This is a genomic window from Halorientalis marina, assembly GCF_023028345.1.
In the GTDB taxonomy this organism is placed as follows: domain Archaea; phylum Halobacteriota; class Halobacteria; order Halobacteriales; family Haloarculaceae; genus Halorientalis; species Halorientalis marina.
In genome coordinates, this window is record NZ_CP095487.1 from 318,433 (window position 1) to 333,074 (window position 14,642).

The following is a 14,642-nucleotide window of genomic DNA, read 5'->3' on the forward strand; positions in this document are numbered from 1 at the left end:
CCAACCAGCCGAAAGCACTCCGATCACAACCGACGCGGAGTTTCTCGGTCGGGGGATCGCGGCCCCCGCTCGGCGCCGGGCGTTATTTCCCCCTCGACCGGCAAGAGAGGCCATGAACGACAGGACCGACGAACTCCGTGACCTCTTCACCGAGGTCACCGGCGAGGAGACGGTCACGGAGTCCCAGAGCGACGACCGCGGGTCGCTCGCCGACGTCGACGAGGCGGCCGTCGACGACCGCGTCCGGTCGGTGATCGACCGCCTGCGCGACCACCACGACTTCGACACGTCCCTCGACGACGACGCGCTCGTCCGGGTCGTCCGCGCCGTCTACGACGGCGACGACGACGCGACCATCGCCGCCGACATCGACGTCTCCCCCGAGGTCGTCTTCGCGGCCCGGATGGACCTCCACCTGCTCACCGACGACGACACCGATCTGCCCGTCCCGCTCGACGAGGTCCGGGCCGCCGTCGAGCGCGGGGACGCGGACCCCGAGGCGCTCGCCGACGATCTGGACGCCGACCCGGAGACCGTCGAACGGGCGCTTCGGGTCGCCCGCACGCAGGAGCGCATCCGGACCGTCAGCCGGCGGTTCAGAAGCGAGTTCGAGGACGCGCTCCCCGAAGCCGCGCTCGCCGTCTCGCTCACCGACTCGGTCACCGAGGACGGACTGGACGAGGCCGCCGAGGACATCGAGACGGACACGCAGTTCTGACGCTCCCCCGCGGTCGCTCTCGTGGCCCTGGCCGAACGTTCAAATACCAGTCCGGGGCCACCTTGGTCCGTGCACACGTTCCGTGACCTGGAGACGGCGGCGTACTGCCCGCGGAAACTCTACTACCGGCGCCGCGCGGGGCCGCCGGACGTGCCCGACGAGGTGGCCGCCTGCCGGAGCCTCGCGTTCGAGTACGAGCGCCTGCTCGCCGACGACGCGGCGCTCGTGGCCGCGCCCGTCGAGGTGTCGCCGACGACATTCCGCTCCCGCATCGGGTCGGCCAAGGCCCGACTGGACCGCTGGCCGGAACTCGCCGACCCGCCCGAACGTGAGCGGACCCTGACCGGCAGGGAGGCCCGCGGCGTCGCCCACAAGGTCCTCCACGACCCGCTCGCGCCCTCGCTCGTGTTCGCCGGCCGGCCGCCCGAGGAGGGCGTCTGGGAGCCACAGACTGTCCGGCTGGTCGCGGCGGCCAAGGCCCTGGCCTGGGAACACGAGACGGCCGTCGAGCGCGCCTTCGCCGAGTACCCGGCCTACGGCGTCGTCCGTGTCGTCCCGCTGACGACCCGCCGGAAGGCCGCCTACCGCAAGGCCGTTCGGACGGCCGCGTCCGTCGACGGCCCGCCGGCCAGGACCGACGACGACGCCAAGTGTGCCCCCTGCGAGTTCCGCGAACAGTGTGGCGTGCGGACTCGCTCGCTCCGGTCGCTGCTGGGGTCATAAGTCGCCCGAGCGCGTACGTGCGGGCATGGACGTGTTCGTCTACGGGACGCTGACCGACGCGACCCAGGCCGCGGCGGTCCTCGACGACTTCAGGTACGTCGGGGCGGCGACGCTGTCGGGCCTCCACCGCGTCGAGGGCCGATACCCGACGCTGGCGCCGGGCGGGAGCGTCGCGGGGCGGCTCCTTCGGACCGACGAGGTGGCGACGCTCGACCGATACGAGGGGGTCGACCGGGGGCTGTACGTGCGCGCCTCCGTCCCAATCACCGGAGTCGACAGCGACGCGGCCGACCACCCTGACGAGGCGGCAGTGTACGTGGGCGACCCCGACGCGCTGGACGCCGACGCGGACTGGCCCGGCGACGGCGACTTCGGCGCGCGCGTCCGTCGGTACCTCCGCGAGCAAGCCGTCCGGCTGACGCTCGATTGACGCCCGGACGACACGAGCCATTTATATAGCGAGACGGCTGTCGGCTGACCGTCTGACACTGGTCATATCACGCCCACTTCCTGTGATTCTCTCGAACGGTTCGAGCACTGGGGTTTAAGTACGAGGGGTTGCCCAGTACCGATGCAGTCACACGCTCTTCCCCACTTTTGCTCGGCGGTCGCGTCGACGCCCGAAAGCGGCGCCGGAGTCAGACCTAACTCCACGGACGGGAAAGCCGCGTGTATGCTCGACTACGAGGACGTGCTCGCGGCCCGGGAACGGGTCGCCGAGACCGCCCGCCACACGCCCCTGGAGTACTCGCATACCTTCTCGGCGCTGACGGGCGCGGAGATCCACCTGAAACTGGAGACGTTCCAGCGGACCGGTTCGTTCAAGATCCGCGGCGCGACGAACAAGATCGCCACGCTCTCTGCAGCGGAACGCGAGGCGGGCGTCGTTACGGCGAGTGCGGGTAACCACGCCCAGGGGGTCGCACTCGCGGCCTCCCGCATCGGCGTCGACTCGAAGATCGTCATGCCCGAGGGCGCGCCCGTCTCGAAGGTGAAGGCGACGCGGAACTACGGTGCCGAGGTCGTCCTCCACGGCCGGGACTACGACGCCGCGGCCGAGCGCGCCCACGAGATCGAACGCGAGGAGGGCCGCACCTACGTCCACGCCTTCGACGACCCGCTCGTGATGGCCGGCCAGGGAACCATCGGCCTGGAGATCGTCGACGACCTCCCGTCGGTCGACACCGTCGTCTGTGGCATCGGCGGCGGCGGCCTCGTCAGCGGCGTCGCCACGGCCGTCAAGGGCGCCGACCCCGACACCCGCGTCGTCGGCGTCCAGGCCGAGGGTGCGTCGAGCGTCGCCCCATCGCTCGAAAAGGGCGAGATCGTCGAGCGCGAGTCGGTCGACACCATCGCCGACGGGATCGCAACCCGGCGGGTCGGCGACGAGACCTTCCCGATCATCCGGGACCGCGTCGACGAGGTGGTGACCGTCGACGACTCCGAGATCGCCGTCGCCGTCACGAAACTGCTGGAACGCTCGAAGACCCTCGTCGAAGGTGCCGGTGCCGTCCCGCTGGCCGCCGTCCTCGAGGAGAAATTCGACTACGCCGACGACGAGGTGATCGTCCCCGGTCTCTGTGGCGGGAACATCGACCTGAACGTCCTGACGACCGTCATCCTCCGGGGCCTGGTCGAGACCGGGCGCTACCTCCGCCTGCGGACCGTCCTGACGGACCGACCGGGCGCGCTCGAGGAACTCACGGAGGTCCTCGCGGCGAACCGCGCGAACATCTACGCCATCCGCCACGACCGGACCTCCCGGAACGTGGCGATGAACGACGCCGAGGTGGAACTCGACCTCGAAACCCGGGGCCACGACCACGTCCAGCAGGTCCTCGACGCGCTCCACGACCACGGCTACGAGACCGAGGTGCTGGTGTGACGGCGACCGTTACAACTCGTCGAGGAACGCTTCGGCGCGCTCCTCACCATCGGTGATCAGGTCCTCGATGAACGACGGCGACCGATCGAGCTTGGAGGCGTAGCCGAGTTCGCGGTCGAGGACGAGCCGCCGGACCGTCGTGTGCTTGTACTCCTCGTCGGGCAGGTGGCCCTGGTCGACCCAGTCGTTGACGCGCTCGACGAGGTGGAGTTCCTGGTTGAGCGAGAGGTTCCCGGCGAGTTCGTTGCGCCGGTCGGTGATCGCCCGGAGCGACCGTGGCTGGCCGTCGCGGGTCTGTGGATTGACCTGGACGAGCCACAGCTCGTCGGGTTTCCGCTCGGACGGGACGTGGAAGTGGTCCCGGATCGGGGGGTTCTGCGAGAGCAGGCCATCCCAGTGGTAGTCGCCGTCGATCTCGACGGCCTCGAACAGCTCCGGCACGGCCGCGGACGCGAGGACGGCGTCGGCGGTCACCGCCCCGTCGACGAACGTCTCGAAGGTCCCCGCCGTGATATCGACGGCGCCGACGACCAGCCGCGGCGCGTCGTCGGTCGCCAGCCGCGGGATGCTCTCGAAGTCGATGTGCGCTTCGAGCGTCCGGCGCAGTTGCCGCTGGCCCCAGTCGTCGAACGGGTGCTGGTGCGGCGTCACCTCTGGGAACGGGACGCCCATATCCTCCATGCGAGCCCCCCACACGACGGCGGCGTTCGTGGCGGTGTCCGCCGGCGACCGGGCGGCGATGTCCGCCCAGAGGTCCGCGATGACCGCCGGCGCGCTCGTCTCCCCCGAGCGCAGCCCGTACCAGCCGGCCGTCGCCGTGACCGCCCCGCCGGAGGTCCCGCTCATCCCCACCAGGTCGTACCCGCGCTCCGCGACCGCCGGCAGCAACTGCCGCAGGACGCCCGCCGTGAACGCCGTGTGGCTCCCACCACCCTGACACGCGATCGCCACCTTCGGATCGTCGGCCATGTCCGACCCGGCGCGGCCCGGCCCCGTAAACGCTCCGCCACTTGCTGGCGTCCGCTCGGTCACCGAGTTTTAAGCCCGTCCCGCCCGCCTCGTCGGTATGAAACGCATCGTCAGCACCGACGACGCCCCCGCCGCGGTCGGCGCGTACAGCCAGGCCACCGCGACCGGTGACCTGATCTTCACCGCCGGGCAGATCCCGCTCACGCCCGACGGCGACCTCCTCGACGACGCCCCCATCGCCGACCAGACCGAACAGGCCCTCGACAATCTCGCCGCCGTGCTCGACGAGGCCGGCGCGAGCATGGCCGACGTGCTCAAGGCAACCGTCTTCCTCGACGACATCGACGACTTCGAGGCCATGAACGAGACCTACGCCACCTACTTCGACGACGAACCCCCCGCTCGCAGCGCCGTCGAAGTCGCCGCCCTCCCGAAGGGCGTCGGCGTCGAGATCGAGGCCGTCGTCATCGAGTGATGGACCCGCAACTCCGACGGAGCGCCCTCTGGGGGCTGATCGGCGGCCTCTCGTTTCTGGTGCTCCTCCAGGGCTACGAACTGGTGACGACCGAGCGCGTCGACTGGCTCGTGAAACTCGGCGTGGCCGGCGTGGTCGTCGTCGGCGCCACAGCCCTGACCTACGCCGCCGCCCGCCGACCGACCCGAAACGAACAAGCTTAAACGCGAACCACGGATAGTCCGAATCGAGCCAGGATGGCCGAACGGTAAGGCGCACGCCTGGAAAGCGTGTTCCCTTTCGGGATTCTGGGTTCAAATCCCAGTCCTGGCGCTCCACCTTTTTCCTCGTCGGGTCTCCTCGCGAGCCGGTGGCTCGCTGCGGGAACCCTCCTCGCAAAAACGTGGGCGAAAAAGGCCGAACGCGAGCCGACGGCTCGCGTTCGGTGCGATGTACCAGTGCTACCGCTCCACGTCCGCAACTGCACAGCTATCGCCCTGTACCGTGCCATCTCCGCTACCACACAGCCACCGCTCCGTACTGTGCCGTGACCGCACGTGCTCGTGGGCCGAGGTTCATTTCCGTACCCGCGACCACAGCAGGAAGCCGGCGGCGAACAGGCCGGCGCCGAGGCCGGCACCGAGCGCCCCCTGAACGCCCCCGCCCAGGTACGTCGTCCCGACGAGCGCGCCCAGCCCACCCCCGAGGCCCGCGCCCATGCTGGCGCGCCGCTGTTCGTCGGGGGAAACCCACAGCACCCAGCCGACGCCACAACAGCCCAGCACGACCAGCAGGAATCCCTGGAGGAGGGGACTTACCGACGCCGACACGACGTTCGGGACGCTCCCGACGACGACCGCGCCGCCGACGACGAGCGCGAGCAACACCGCGAACTCGACGAGTGGTTGCTGGAGGGGCGCACGGTTCGGGGCCATGTGCGTTCGTGGCACGACCTGTCACTAACTGTTGACGGTTTCTGCTTCCTGTCGCGTGGTCGGTCTCCCCTGCCGGCGCCCCGCGGTTTCCGGTCCGCATGATAGCAAGTGTCCCACAGATTTAACAAACGATTGCGACGAACCCAACTGACATGGGAATCTTCGCACGGCTCAAGATGGGCTGGAATCTGTCGATGGACAGCCTCCAGGTCCTCCGTGAGCACCCACAAATGGCCCTGTTCCCGCTCGTGAGCGGGGTGGCGGGGCTCGTGTACATCGCCCTCCTGTTCGGCGGGTCGTTCGTCCTCGGCCTGTTCGAGGGACAGACCTCCTACGCCGTCCTCTTCCTGCTGTACCTTGGGTCGGCGTTCATCGCCGCGTTCTTCAACGCGGGGTTGGTCTACAGCGCCCGGCAGGCCTTCCAGGGGGAGACACCGACGCTGAAGGCGGGGCTCGCCGAGGCCTGGCGACACAAGGCCCCGCTGTTCGCCTGGGCGGTCATCTCCGCCGTCGTCGGGATGCTCATCCGGGCCATCGAACAGCAGGACAGCATCGTCGCGGACATCGTGGCGGTCGTGTTCAGCGCCGCCTGGTCGATCATCACCTACTTCATCATCCCGGTGATCGTCTTCGAGGACCAGTCCGTTACGGGAATGTTCAAGCGCAGCGGCGAGACGTTCAAGAACACCTGGGGCGAGACAGCGGGGGCGAGCTTCGGCGTCGGCCTCGTCAGCATCGTCTTCATGCTGATCGGCCTCGCTATCGCCGCGGTCGTCTTCTTCACGCTGGGCGGGTTCGGCGGCGGTGTCGGCTTCTTCGTCGCGGTGGCGATCGCCGGGATCGTCCTCCTCGCGGCCTTCCTGCTCAGTTCGGCGCTGGGCGCGGTCGCGAAGACGGCGCTGTACGTCTACGCGACGGAAGGTCGGCGTCCCGCGGGCTTCGAGAACGTCGACTTCGAGCGCGGCGCGCGCTGACGGCGGGACGCGGGCGGCGGACTGCCGACCCGCGATTTCTTGTAGGCGGGCCGTGATGTCCCGGTCATGACCGACGAGCGCCGGGCGAACTACGCGCTGATCGACTTCCGGGAACACCTCGGCAAGGACGAAGACGCCCTCGACGTCCCGTGGGCCGAGTTCGTCGGGAACACGACCTCGACGGGGACGTTCTCGGTTCCGACCGACGACCCGACCGACGCCTACGTCCAGTTGCAGGCCTACGACGTCCAGGCCTACGGCCACGAGATCGTCGTCAACGGCGACTCGCTGTCGGGCTTCGACGTGCCCCCCAACGACGGCTGGCAGTACTGGATGGACACCCTCTCCGGGGCCAACCTCGTCGCGGGCGACAACGAGATCGAAATTCACCGCGACCCGAGCACCCTCGACGAGTTCGTCGTCGGCACCGTCACCGTCCACTGGCGCGAACCCGTCGACTGATCCTATATAAATGCCTCCCGAGTCGGCGTCGTTCCGCCGCGTTTCGTCCAGCGTCGACTCCGGACCGTCCGCCCCGAATCCCCGTCCTGTCCGGAGGTTCGGCCGGCTTGCCGGTCGCGACAGGGAGTACCACGCTCGTGGCTGGATAGATGGGTTTATATAGAAGCACTTTCAATCATTCGATTGATTATGAGCCAGCAGCAGCGGATGCAAGGTCAGCCGATGATCATCATGGGCGAGGACGCCCAGCGGATGAAAGACAAGGACGCCCAGGAGCACAACATCGCGGCGGCCCGCGCGGTCGCGGAGTCCGTACAGTCGACACTCGGCCCGAAGGGGATGGACAAGATGCTCGTCTCCTCGATGGGGTCGGTCACCGTCACGAACGACGGCGTGACCATCCTCCAGGAGATGGACATCGACAATCCGACGGCCGAGATGATCGTCGAGGTGGCCGAGACCCAGGAGAACGAGGCCGGTGACGGCACCACGACGGCCGTCGCCATCGCGGGCGAACTCCTCAAGCAGGCCGAGGAACTCCTCGAACAGGACATCCACCCGACGGCGATCATCCGCGGTTTCAACCTCGCGTCCGAGCGGGCTCGCGACGAGATCGACGACATCGCCATCGACGTCGACCGCGAGGACGAGGACCTCCTCCGGAAGGTCGCCGAGACCTCGATGACCGGCAAAGGCGCCGAGCTCAACAAGGAACACCTCAGCCAGCTCATCGTCGACGCCATCCAGGCCGTCACCGTCGAGGCCGACGACGGCTCCTACATCCCCGACCTGGAGTTCCTCAACATCGAGACCCAGACCGGCGCCGCCGCCGGCGACTCCGAACTCCTCCACGGCGCTGTCATCGACAAGGACCCTGTCCACGAGGATATGCCCGTCGACCTCGAGGACGCGTCCGTCCTCTTGCTCGACCAGCCCGTCGAGGTCGACGAGGCCGAGGCCGACGCCTCCCTGTCGGTCGACAGCCCCGACCAGCTCCAGCAGTTCATCGAGCAGGAAGAACAGCAGCTCCAGGAGAAGGTCGACAAGATCGTCGAGACCGGCGCCGACGTGGTCTTCTGTCAGAAGGGCATCGACGACATGGCCCAGCACTACCTCGCCAAGGAGGGCGTGCTGGCCCTGCGCCGCGTGAAGAAATCCGATATGCAGTTCCTCGCCGAGGTACTCGGGGCCGGGATCGTCTCCGACCTCGACACCGCCGGCGCGGACGACCTCGGCACGGGCGACCTCTCCCGTGACGAGGAGGCCGAACTGTTCTACGTCGAGGGCGAGGACTCCCACGGCGTGACGCTGCTGCTCCGCGGCTCGACCGAGCACGTCGTCGACGAACTCGAACGCGGCATCAACGACGCGCTCGACGTGGTCGCGTCGACGGTCTCCGACGGCCGCGTGCTGGCCGGCGGCGGTGCCGTCGAGGTCGAACTCGCCCGGCGGCTCCGTGACTACGCCGACTCCGTCGAGGGCCGCGAACAGCTGGCCGTCGAGGCCTTCGGCGACGCCGTCGAACTCGTCCCGCGCGTGCTCGCCGAGAACGCCGGACTCGACCCCATCGACACGCTGGTCGACCTGCGGGCGGCCCACGACGACGGCGACGTCACCGCCGGCCTGAACGTCTTCTCCGGCGACGTCGAGGACACCTACGAGAGCGGCGTCGTCGAGCCCGCTCACGCCAAAGAGCAGGCCATCTCCTCGGCTGCCGAGGCCGCGAATCTCGTGCTGAAGATCGACGACATCATCTCCGCCGGTGACCTCTCGACCGAGGGCGACGGCGAGGAAGGCGGCCCCGGCGGCCCCGGTGGCGCCCCTGGCGGTATGGGCGGCATGGGCGGCGGCATGGGCGGCATGATGTAAGCCCACTTTTCGCACCTCACTCGGGCGCTCCGCGCCCTCGTTCGGGCAAAAACTTGGGGAAAAATCTCGGCGCCCTCCCGCTCACGGGCCGCTCCGCTCTCCGTTCGCGCAAATCGAGGCCTCCCTTCGGTCGGCCTCGCCCCGCTCGTCGGGCGCCGAGGTTCCGCGCACTCACGGCTCGCTCCGCTCCCCGTTCGCGTGCGGTCCTGCTGCTTGCACTCTTCTCGCTTCTCTCTGCACCCCACGGCCCCGTACAACTCCGCATAGCCTCGCTATCCCCGTTCGGTGAACGACTCGAACAGGACCGTCTGGTGGGTGAGCCGTTCCCTGACCGTGAGGCGCGTCCCGTTTCGGACGATATCGTAGCTGAGCCGGTAGGACATGACGATTCCGCCCGGTTCGACGATGGCCCGGAAGCGGACGTTCTCGGCCGGCCGGTCGGTGAATCCGCTACCCCGGATCTGGTAGGTGGTCCCGATTCCCTCGGTCGCGTTCGGCGGGGGACGCCCGACGTCGGTGGTTTCGAGGGCAGAGAGGTGACGGAGGAGCCGGTCACCGAAGTAGGGGTCGATGGGTGGCAATCCGGTCGACTCGTTCCCCTCGGCGAGGTAGACCGTCCGGTTCGTGGCGGGTCCCGTGCCCCGGACGAGCGTCAGGTCGTACGTCTCGGCCCGCGGGTCGACGTTCCCGGTGAGGGCTTCGCGGTCGAGCAGCGTGCCGTTCTCGGCGACGACCGTCCGGTTGTACGTGAACCAGAAGGAGGCGTTCCGGAGCGTCCGCTCGTGGGCGGCCGCGACCGCTGACGGGTCGACGACGGCACCCCAGGTCAGCCCCGGGCTGATGGTCGACCGCTGTGGCGTCGTCGTGTCGGTCACCTCCGCGGGCTCGACCGGGCTGAGCGTCGTGGCCGGCGCGCCGGCTCCGCCGTCCGCTCCACAGCCGGCGAGGACGAGCAGGACCGCGATCAGTCCGACGCGCCACCCCTCGCGCATACCGCTCACTGGGACCCCACGAGGATAAAACGTCGACTCGGCGGCTCCGTCCCCGCTCCGCTATCGACCGCACGCCGGCCCGGGGACTACAACTAAGTAGAGCCGACGAGCAGTTCTCACTATGGAGACGCTGCTTTTGAATCCGGCCGCCGTCGAGGAGAGCACGCAGTGGCCGGCCGTGATCGGCGCCGTCGCGGACGCCTTCGCCGCCTACGCGGACGGACGGGTCGGGATGCCGGCCAAATCCTACATCGACCTCCCGCAGTACGACGGGGACTTCCGGTCGATGCCCGCCTACATCGACGCCGAGGGCGACGGGAGTGAGGCCTGGGACGCCGCCGGCGTCAAGTGGGTCAACTCGCACCCCTCGAACCCCGACGACCACGGCCTCCCCACCGTCATGGGGACGATGATCTACTCCGACCCCGAGACCGCCCTCCCGCTGGCTATCCTCGACGGAACGACGCTCACCCGCAAACGCACCGGCGCGGCCGCCGCCGTCGCCACCGACCACCTCGCCGTTTCCGACGCCACCTCCCTCGGCCTCGTCGGCGCCGGCGTCCAGGCCCACACGCAACTGGAGGCCATCGCCACCGTCCGCGACATCGAGACCGTCGTCGTCGCCGACGTGGACGAGGACGCCATCGCCGCCTTCCAGGACGTCTACGGCGACGACTACGACGTGCGGGAGGGTTCCACCGCCGAGGCCGCCGGCTGTGACGTGGTCTCGACGACCACGCCCGTCGAGGACCCCATCGTCCCCCGCGACGCCGTCGGCGACCACACCCACGTCAACGCGATGGGGGCCGATGCCGAGGGGAAACACGAACTCGACGACGCCATCCTGCTCGATTCGAAGCTCGTCATCGACGACCACGCCCAGTGTACCCACTCCGGGGAGATCAACGTCCCCTACGCCGCCGGCGACCTGACCGACGACGACATCCACGCCGAACTCGGCGACGTGGTGATCGGCGCCGCCGCGGGCCGGACCGACGCCGACGGAATCACCGTCTTCGACTCCACCGGCCTCGCAATTCAGGACGTGGCTACCGCACACGTCGTCTACGAGTACGCACAGGAACACGACGTGGGTACTCCCTTCGAGCTGGTCGACACCGACCTGGTGTAGCCCAGGGCCGACGATCCGGTACCTGCCTCACGCCAGGTGAATCGCCGGGCGGAACGGCACCGCGTCCCCGGCCGTGTCGTCGGGGTCCGCGATGTCGTCGGCGTCCTCGGCGATCACCGACACGTCGGCCTCGAACTCGCGTTCGAGGAAGTCGACGGCCGCCTCGTAGACGCTCACTTCGTCGACCTCGCTCATCGCGGCCAGCGTCGCCTCGTCGCGCTCCCGGCCGACCTCGACGAGGTCCTGGACGAGGTCGTTGACCGCGTCGCCTTTCTCGCGCAGGTCCGGGTCCTCCATGACCTGCCCCATCACCGCGCCCACGTCGAGTCCCTGCTCGCGGCTCTCGCCGCTCGCTCCGTCCGCGGAACTCCGTTCCGCGCGCTCCCGGACCTGCTCGAACACGTCGCGTTTCCAGTCGGCGGCGACGTACACCCGGATGCGGTCCGGGTCGGTGCCGGTCACGTCCACGATGTCGTTCACGTCGTCGGTCAGCCGCTCGATCAGCGACTCCTCGATCTCGGTGCGCTCGTCCTCCCACTCGGGGTCGACCTCGGGCCAGTCGGCGTCCTCCGCGGGTTCGCCGGTCAACTGCTCGTGGAGTTCGTTCGCCATGAACGGGACGAACGGCGCGAGCAGGCGCAGGCGCGCCCGCAGGACCGCTTGCAGGGTCCACTTCGCCCCGTCCCGCGAGAGGTCGGCCCGCCGGCGGTACCACTTGAGGTGTTCCTCGAAGTTGTAGAAGACCGTCTGACTGGCCGTCCGGGTCTCGAACCGCTCCATGGCCGCCGTCGCGGTCTCGATGGTGCCCTGTAACTTCGCCAGCAGCCAGCGGTCGACGTGTTCGAGGGCGGGTCGCTCGTCGGGGGCCTCGAAGTCTATCACTTCCTGCGACCGGTTCCAGAACCGATCCAGCTGGTCGCGCGTGCTCCCGACGAGGTCGTCGCGCCAGTCGTAGTCCTGCCACGGCTCCGCGGAGTTCAGCAGGAAGAATCGAACCGTGTCGGCCCCGTACTCGTCGATTGCCTTCGAGGGCAAGACGACGTGTCCCTTCGAGGAGGACATCTTCTCGCCCTCCAGCAGGCCCATGCCCATGATCGTGATGCCCTCGGGCCAGTTGTCCGGGTCGAACAGTTCGGCGTGGTGATAGAGGAAGAAGGTGAGGTGGTTCTGGATGAGGTCGTTCGCCGAACAGCGGAAGTCGACGGGGTACCAGTGGTCCCACTCCTCGCGCAGTTCCAGGGCCTGCTCGGGGGCCTCGCCGTCGACCGCGTCCGCGCCGTAGAACAGCGCGTCGAAGAACTCCGGCGTGAGGTCCTCGACGGGCACGTCGTCGATGCGGTGGGCGATGGTGTAGTACGCCATGTAGATCGTCGAGTCCGACAGGGGCTCGATGACGAAGTCCTCGTCCCACGGGAGCCGCGTGCCCAGCCCGTAGTTGCGGATGCAGGGCCACTCCTCCAGCCAGTCGATGGTGTGATCGTACTGCTCGCGGGTGTTCTCGGGGATGGCAGTCAGATTCTCGACCGCGCGGTGGGCCTTCGCCTGCCAGTCGTCGTCGTTGTACCGCAGGAACCAGGTGTCCTGCTTGGCGACCTCGACGGCGCCGCCACACCGGCAGACGACCTCCTCGGTGAACTCGTACATCTCGTCGAAGGCGCCCTCGTCCCGGTAGTGGTCGCGGAACTCCTCGCGGATCTCCTGGACCGTCTTGCCGCCGAACTCGCCGTAGTCGTCGTGCATCACGCCGCTGTGGAACTCGTCCTGGTAGAGGTCCGCCGTCACGTCCTCCAGTTCGGGGTCGTCCGAGGACTCGATGCCCGCCGCGGCGACGGCGTCGGCGGCCGGAACCTCGCCGTAGCCTTCGATGTCCAGGATCGGAATCGGCTCGATGGCGCGCACGTCGTCGGGGTCGATGCCGTACTCGGCGAGGTCGTCGGCGCGCTCCTTGACCTCCTGCAGGGCCATGTAGTCGTCCGGCGAGTGGGCGGGAACGGACATCACGACGCCGGTGGCGTTGTCCGTATCGACGAACTCCGCCGGCAGGATGACGACCTCGTCGCCCGTGATGGGGTTGGTGACCGTCTCGCCGATGAGGTCCTCACCCGAGAGTTCGGCGTGAATCTCGATCTCGCGTTCCTGCAGGCGGAGCTTCTCGACCGCCTCGGTCGAGACGACCCACTCCTCGGAGTCGACGCTCGCACGAACGTACTCCCCGTCGGGGTGGACGTAGGCGTTCGTGACACCGCGGACCGTCTCCGGTCGGAGAGTCGCCATCGGCGCGACGACGGACTGGCCGTCCACCTCCGCCTCGAACTTCACGAGCGTGTAGTCCTGGAACTCCGCCTCCTCGCCCTCCAGCAGGTCGTGCGTCGTGACCGGGTTCTGCTCGTTGGTACAGAACTTGACCGGGTGGAGCCCCTTCTCCAGCAGCCCGCGCTCCTTCAGTGTGCGGTACTGCCAGGTGATGAACTTCGAGTAGCGCTCGTCGTTGGTGGTGAACTCCCGGCGCCAGTCGATGGACAGCCCGAGCTGTTTCATCCCCTGCTTGTAGTGGTTCTCGATGAAGTAGCGGGCGTAGCCCATCGGCGTCTCCAGATCCTCCAGGGTGTCCTGCGGGACGTTGTACGTGTCCTGCAGGACCGACAGCTGGTCCTCCTTGCCTTTCTTCAGGCGCTCGACGGCGCCGACGATGGGCGTGCCGGTGACGTGCCAGGCGATGGGAAAGAGGACGTTGTCGCCCTGCAGTCGCCGGTACCGGGCGTACACGTCCGGCACGGTGTAGGTCCGGCAGTGTCCGATGTGCATCCCGCCGCTGGGGTAGGGGTAGGGGACCGTGATGAACGTCGGGTCCTTGTCCCCCGCCGAGGGGTCGGCCTCGTACTGGCCTGCCTCGGCCCAGCGCTGGCGCCACTCCGCCTCCAGCTCCTGGGGCTCGTAATCCATACCCCACGGTACTGGTGGCCTGCCTAAAAGCACTACCATACCGTGTGAGGTACCCACGTCCCGTCGCCCCACCCCGACCGCGTCGAACGCCGCCGTCGCCTCAGGACGCGTCCTCGACCGCGGCGAGCACGTCCGCCGCGTGCCCGTCCGGGTTCACGTCGTCCGCGTCGACGACTGCGACGACCTCGCCGCCCGCGAGGACGAACGTGACGCGCTCGACGAACCCCTCGCTGACGTCGAGGCCGAACGCCCCGGCCACCTCGCCGTCGGGGTCGGCCAGCAGGTCGAAGGGCAGGTCCTCCTCGGCGGCGAACTCCGCGTGGTCGTCCACGGTATCGGTCGAGACGCCGTAGACCGCCGCCGAAACGTCGCGGAACGCGTCGTGGTGGTCCCGGAACTGCTGGGCCTCCAGCGTACAGCCCGGGGTGCCGTCCCGTGGGTAGAAGTACACCACCGTCGGGTCCTCGAAGGCCGGCGTCACGGTCTCGTCGTCCTGATTCTGTGCGCTGATCGCCGGTGCCGCGTCCCCCACGTCGAGCATACCCACGAGTCGGGTGCCCCACTCAAAGGCCTTGCTGGACCGGCA

General features: G+C 68.6%; 15 protein-coding genes and 1 tRNA gene. 11 read left to right on the plus strand and 5 right to left on the minus strand.

Annotated elements, in window-relative coordinates:
• Positions 1-112 precede the first annotated feature (112 nt).
• The 4 genes from MUG96_RS01720 to ilvA all read left to right on the plus strand — a co-directional run bounded on the left by MUG96_RS01720 (position 113) and on the right by ilvA (position 3,326).
• Complete coding sequence (locus MUG96_RS01720; RefSeq protein WP_246985945.1) at positions 113-718, plus strand: hypothetical protein; 606 nt, start codon at positions 113-115, stop codon at positions 716-718.
• A gap of 69 nt (positions 719-787) precedes the next feature.
• Positions 788-1,441: a CRISPR-associated protein Cas4 gene (locus MUG96_RS01725; RefSeq protein WP_246985946.1), complete on the plus strand. Its 654-nt coding sequence runs from the start codon at positions 788-790 to the stop codon at positions 1,439-1,441.
• Between the two features lie 25 nt (positions 1,442-1,466).
• A complete protein-coding gene (locus tag MUG96_RS01730) occupies positions 1,467-1,871 on the plus strand; it encodes a gamma-glutamylcyclotransferase family protein (RefSeq protein WP_246985947.1) in 405 nt (134 codons plus the stop codon).
• A gap of 243 nt (positions 1,872-2,114) precedes the next feature.
• The gene (gene ilvA, locus MUG96_RS01735; RefSeq protein WP_246985948.1) at positions 2,115-3,326 is read left to right on the plus strand and encodes a threonine ammonia-lyase; all 1,212 of its coding nucleotides are present in this window, start codon (positions 2,115-2,117) and stop codon (positions 3,324-3,326) included.
• Between the two features lie 9 nt (positions 3,327-3,335).
• Here the strand turns inward: ilvA and MUG96_RS01740 are convergent, their stop codons facing one another.
• Complete coding sequence (locus tag MUG96_RS01740) at positions 3,336-4,295, minus strand: patatin-like phospholipase family protein (RefSeq protein WP_246985949.1); 960 nt, start codon at positions 4,293-4,295, stop codon at positions 3,336-3,338.
• A 97-nt stretch (positions 4,296-4,392) separates the two neighbouring features.
• Here MUG96_RS01740 and MUG96_RS01745 point away from each other — a divergent pair, with 97 nt between their 5' ends.
• The 3 genes from MUG96_RS01745 (at position 4,393) to MUG96_RS01755 (ending at position 5,082) form a co-directional block, all read left to right on the plus strand.
• Entirely contained in the window at positions 4,393-4,770 is a 378-nt protein-coding gene (locus tag MUG96_RS01745) for a Rid family detoxifying hydrolase (RefSeq protein ID WP_246985950.1), read from the plus strand.
• Positions 4,770-4,973, plus strand: coding sequence for a DUF7981 family protein (locus MUG96_RS01750; RefSeq protein WP_246985951.1), 204 nt, complete (start codon positions 4,770-4,772; stop codon positions 4,971-4,973). The genes MUG96_RS01745 and MUG96_RS01750 overlap by 1 nt, the downstream gene beginning before the upstream one ends.
• Before the next feature lie 27 nt (positions 4,974-5,000).
• Positions 5,001-5,082: transfer RNA gene (locus MUG96_RS01755), tRNA-Ser, on the plus strand.
• A gap of 242 nt (positions 5,083-5,324) precedes the next feature.
• Here MUG96_RS01755 and MUG96_RS01760 read toward each other — a convergent pair.
• The gene (locus MUG96_RS01760; protein ID WP_246985953.1) at positions 5,325-5,684 is read right to left on the minus strand and encodes a hypothetical protein; all 360 of its coding nucleotides are present in this window, start codon (positions 5,682-5,684) and stop codon (positions 5,325-5,327) included.
• 152 nt (positions 5,685-5,836) lie between these two features.
• Between MUG96_RS01760 and MUG96_RS01765 the strand changes: the two genes are divergently transcribed.
• The 3 genes from MUG96_RS01765 to thsB all read left to right on the plus strand — a co-directional run bounded on the left by MUG96_RS01765 (position 5,837) and on the right by thsB (position 8,989).
• Positions 5,837-6,658, plus strand: coding sequence for a DUF6159 family protein (locus tag MUG96_RS01765; RefSeq protein WP_246985955.1), 822 nt, complete (start codon positions 5,837-5,839; stop codon positions 6,656-6,658).
• Positions 6,659-6,724: 66 nt separating this feature from the next.
• On the plus strand, positions 6,725-7,120 hold the full coding sequence (locus MUG96_RS01770; protein WP_246985956.1) for a DUF7383 domain-containing protein: 396 nt from the start codon (positions 6,725-6,727) through the stop codon (positions 7,118-7,120).
• A gap of 189 nt (positions 7,121-7,309) precedes the next feature.
• Positions 7,310-8,989, plus strand: a complete 1,680-nt coding sequence (gene thsB, locus MUG96_RS01775) for a thermosome subunit beta (protein ID WP_373222054.1) — start codon at positions 7,310-7,312, stop codon at positions 8,987-8,989.
• A gap of 272 nt (positions 8,990-9,261) precedes the next feature.
• Here thsB and MUG96_RS01780 read toward each other — a convergent pair whose 3' ends face one another.
• Complete coding sequence (locus tag MUG96_RS01780; protein ID WP_246985958.1) at positions 9,262-9,981, minus strand: hypothetical protein; 720 nt, start codon at positions 9,979-9,981, stop codon at positions 9,262-9,264.
• Positions 9,982-10,102: 121 nt separating this feature from the next.
• Between MUG96_RS01780 and MUG96_RS01785 the strand changes: the two genes are divergently transcribed.
• Positions 10,103-11,113, plus strand: coding sequence for an ornithine cyclodeaminase family protein (locus MUG96_RS01785; RefSeq protein WP_246985960.1), 1,011 nt, complete (start codon positions 10,103-10,105; stop codon positions 11,111-11,113).
• A gap of 27 nt (positions 11,114-11,140) precedes the next feature.
• On the opposite strand, the gene leuS is transcribed toward MUG96_RS01785, so the two are convergent.
• Positions 11,141-14,056 (minus strand): leucine--tRNA ligase, encoded by a 2,916-nt coding sequence (leuS, locus tag MUG96_RS01790; protein ID WP_246985962.1) that lies wholly within the window; start codon positions 14,054-14,056, stop codon positions 11,141-11,143.
• Positions 14,057-14,156: 100 nt separating this feature from the next.
• Positions 14,157-14,597 carry a peroxiredoxin gene (locus MUG96_RS01795; protein WP_246985964.1) on the minus strand — a complete coding sequence of 147 codons (441 nt, stop codon included), beginning with the start codon at positions 14,595-14,597 and terminating at the stop codon, positions 14,157-14,159.
• Positions 14,598-14,642: the final 45 nt, after the last annotated feature.

Excerpts from the sequence above, each read along its gene's own strand:
- MUG96_RS01770 (WP_246985956.1), top strand. The coding sequence starts at position 6,725 with ATGACCGACGAGCGCCGGGCGAACTACGCGCTGATCGACTTCCGGGAA.
- thsB (WP_373222054.1), top strand. The coding sequence starts at position 7,310 with ATGAGCCAGCAGCAGCGGATGCAAGGTCAGCCGATGATCATCATGGGC.
- MUG96_RS01785 (WP_246985960.1), top strand. The coding sequence starts at position 10,103 with ATGGAGACGCTGCTTTTGAATCCGGCCGCCGTCGAGGAGAGCACGCAG.
- MUG96_RS01750 (WP_246985951.1), top strand. The coding sequence starts at position 4,770 with ATGGACCCGCAACTCCGACGGAGCGCCCTCTGGGGGCTGATCGGCGGC.
- MUG96_RS01795 (WP_246985964.1), bottom strand. The coding sequence starts at position 14,597 with ATGCTCGACGTGGGGGACGCGGCACCGGCGATCAGCGCACAGAATCAG.
- MUG96_RS01745 (WP_246985950.1), top strand. The coding sequence starts at position 4,393 with ATGAAACGCATCGTCAGCACCGACGACGCCCCCGCCGCGGTCGGCGCG.
- MUG96_RS01760 (WP_246985953.1), bottom strand. The coding sequence starts at position 5,684 with ATGGCCCCGAACCGTGCGCCCCTCCAGCAACCACTCGTCGAGTTCGCG.
- MUG96_RS01765 (WP_246985955.1), top strand. The coding sequence starts at position 5,837 with ATGGGAATCTTCGCACGGCTCAAGATGGGCTGGAATCTGTCGATGGAC.
- MUG96_RS01740 (WP_246985949.1), bottom strand. The coding sequence starts at position 4,295 with ATGGCCGACGATCCGAAGGTGGCGATCGCGTGTCAGGGTGGTGGGAGC.
- MUG96_RS01780 (WP_246985958.1), bottom strand. The coding sequence starts at position 9,981 with ATGCGCGAGGGGTGGCGCGTCGGACTGATCGCGGTCCTGCTCGTCCTC.
- MUG96_RS01720 (WP_246985945.1), top strand. The coding sequence starts at position 113 with ATGAACGACAGGACCGACGAACTCCGTGACCTCTTCACCGAGGTCACC.
- MUG96_RS01730 (WP_246985947.1), top strand. The coding sequence starts at position 1,467 with ATGGACGTGTTCGTCTACGGGACGCTGACCGACGCGACCCAGGCCGCG.
- ilvA (WP_246985948.1), top strand. The coding sequence starts at position 2,115 with ATGCTCGACTACGAGGACGTGCTCGCGGCCCGGGAACGGGTCGCCGAG.
- leuS (WP_246985962.1), bottom strand. The coding sequence starts at position 14,056 with ATGGATTACGAGCCCCAGGAGCTGGAGGCGGAGTGGCGCCAGCGCTGG.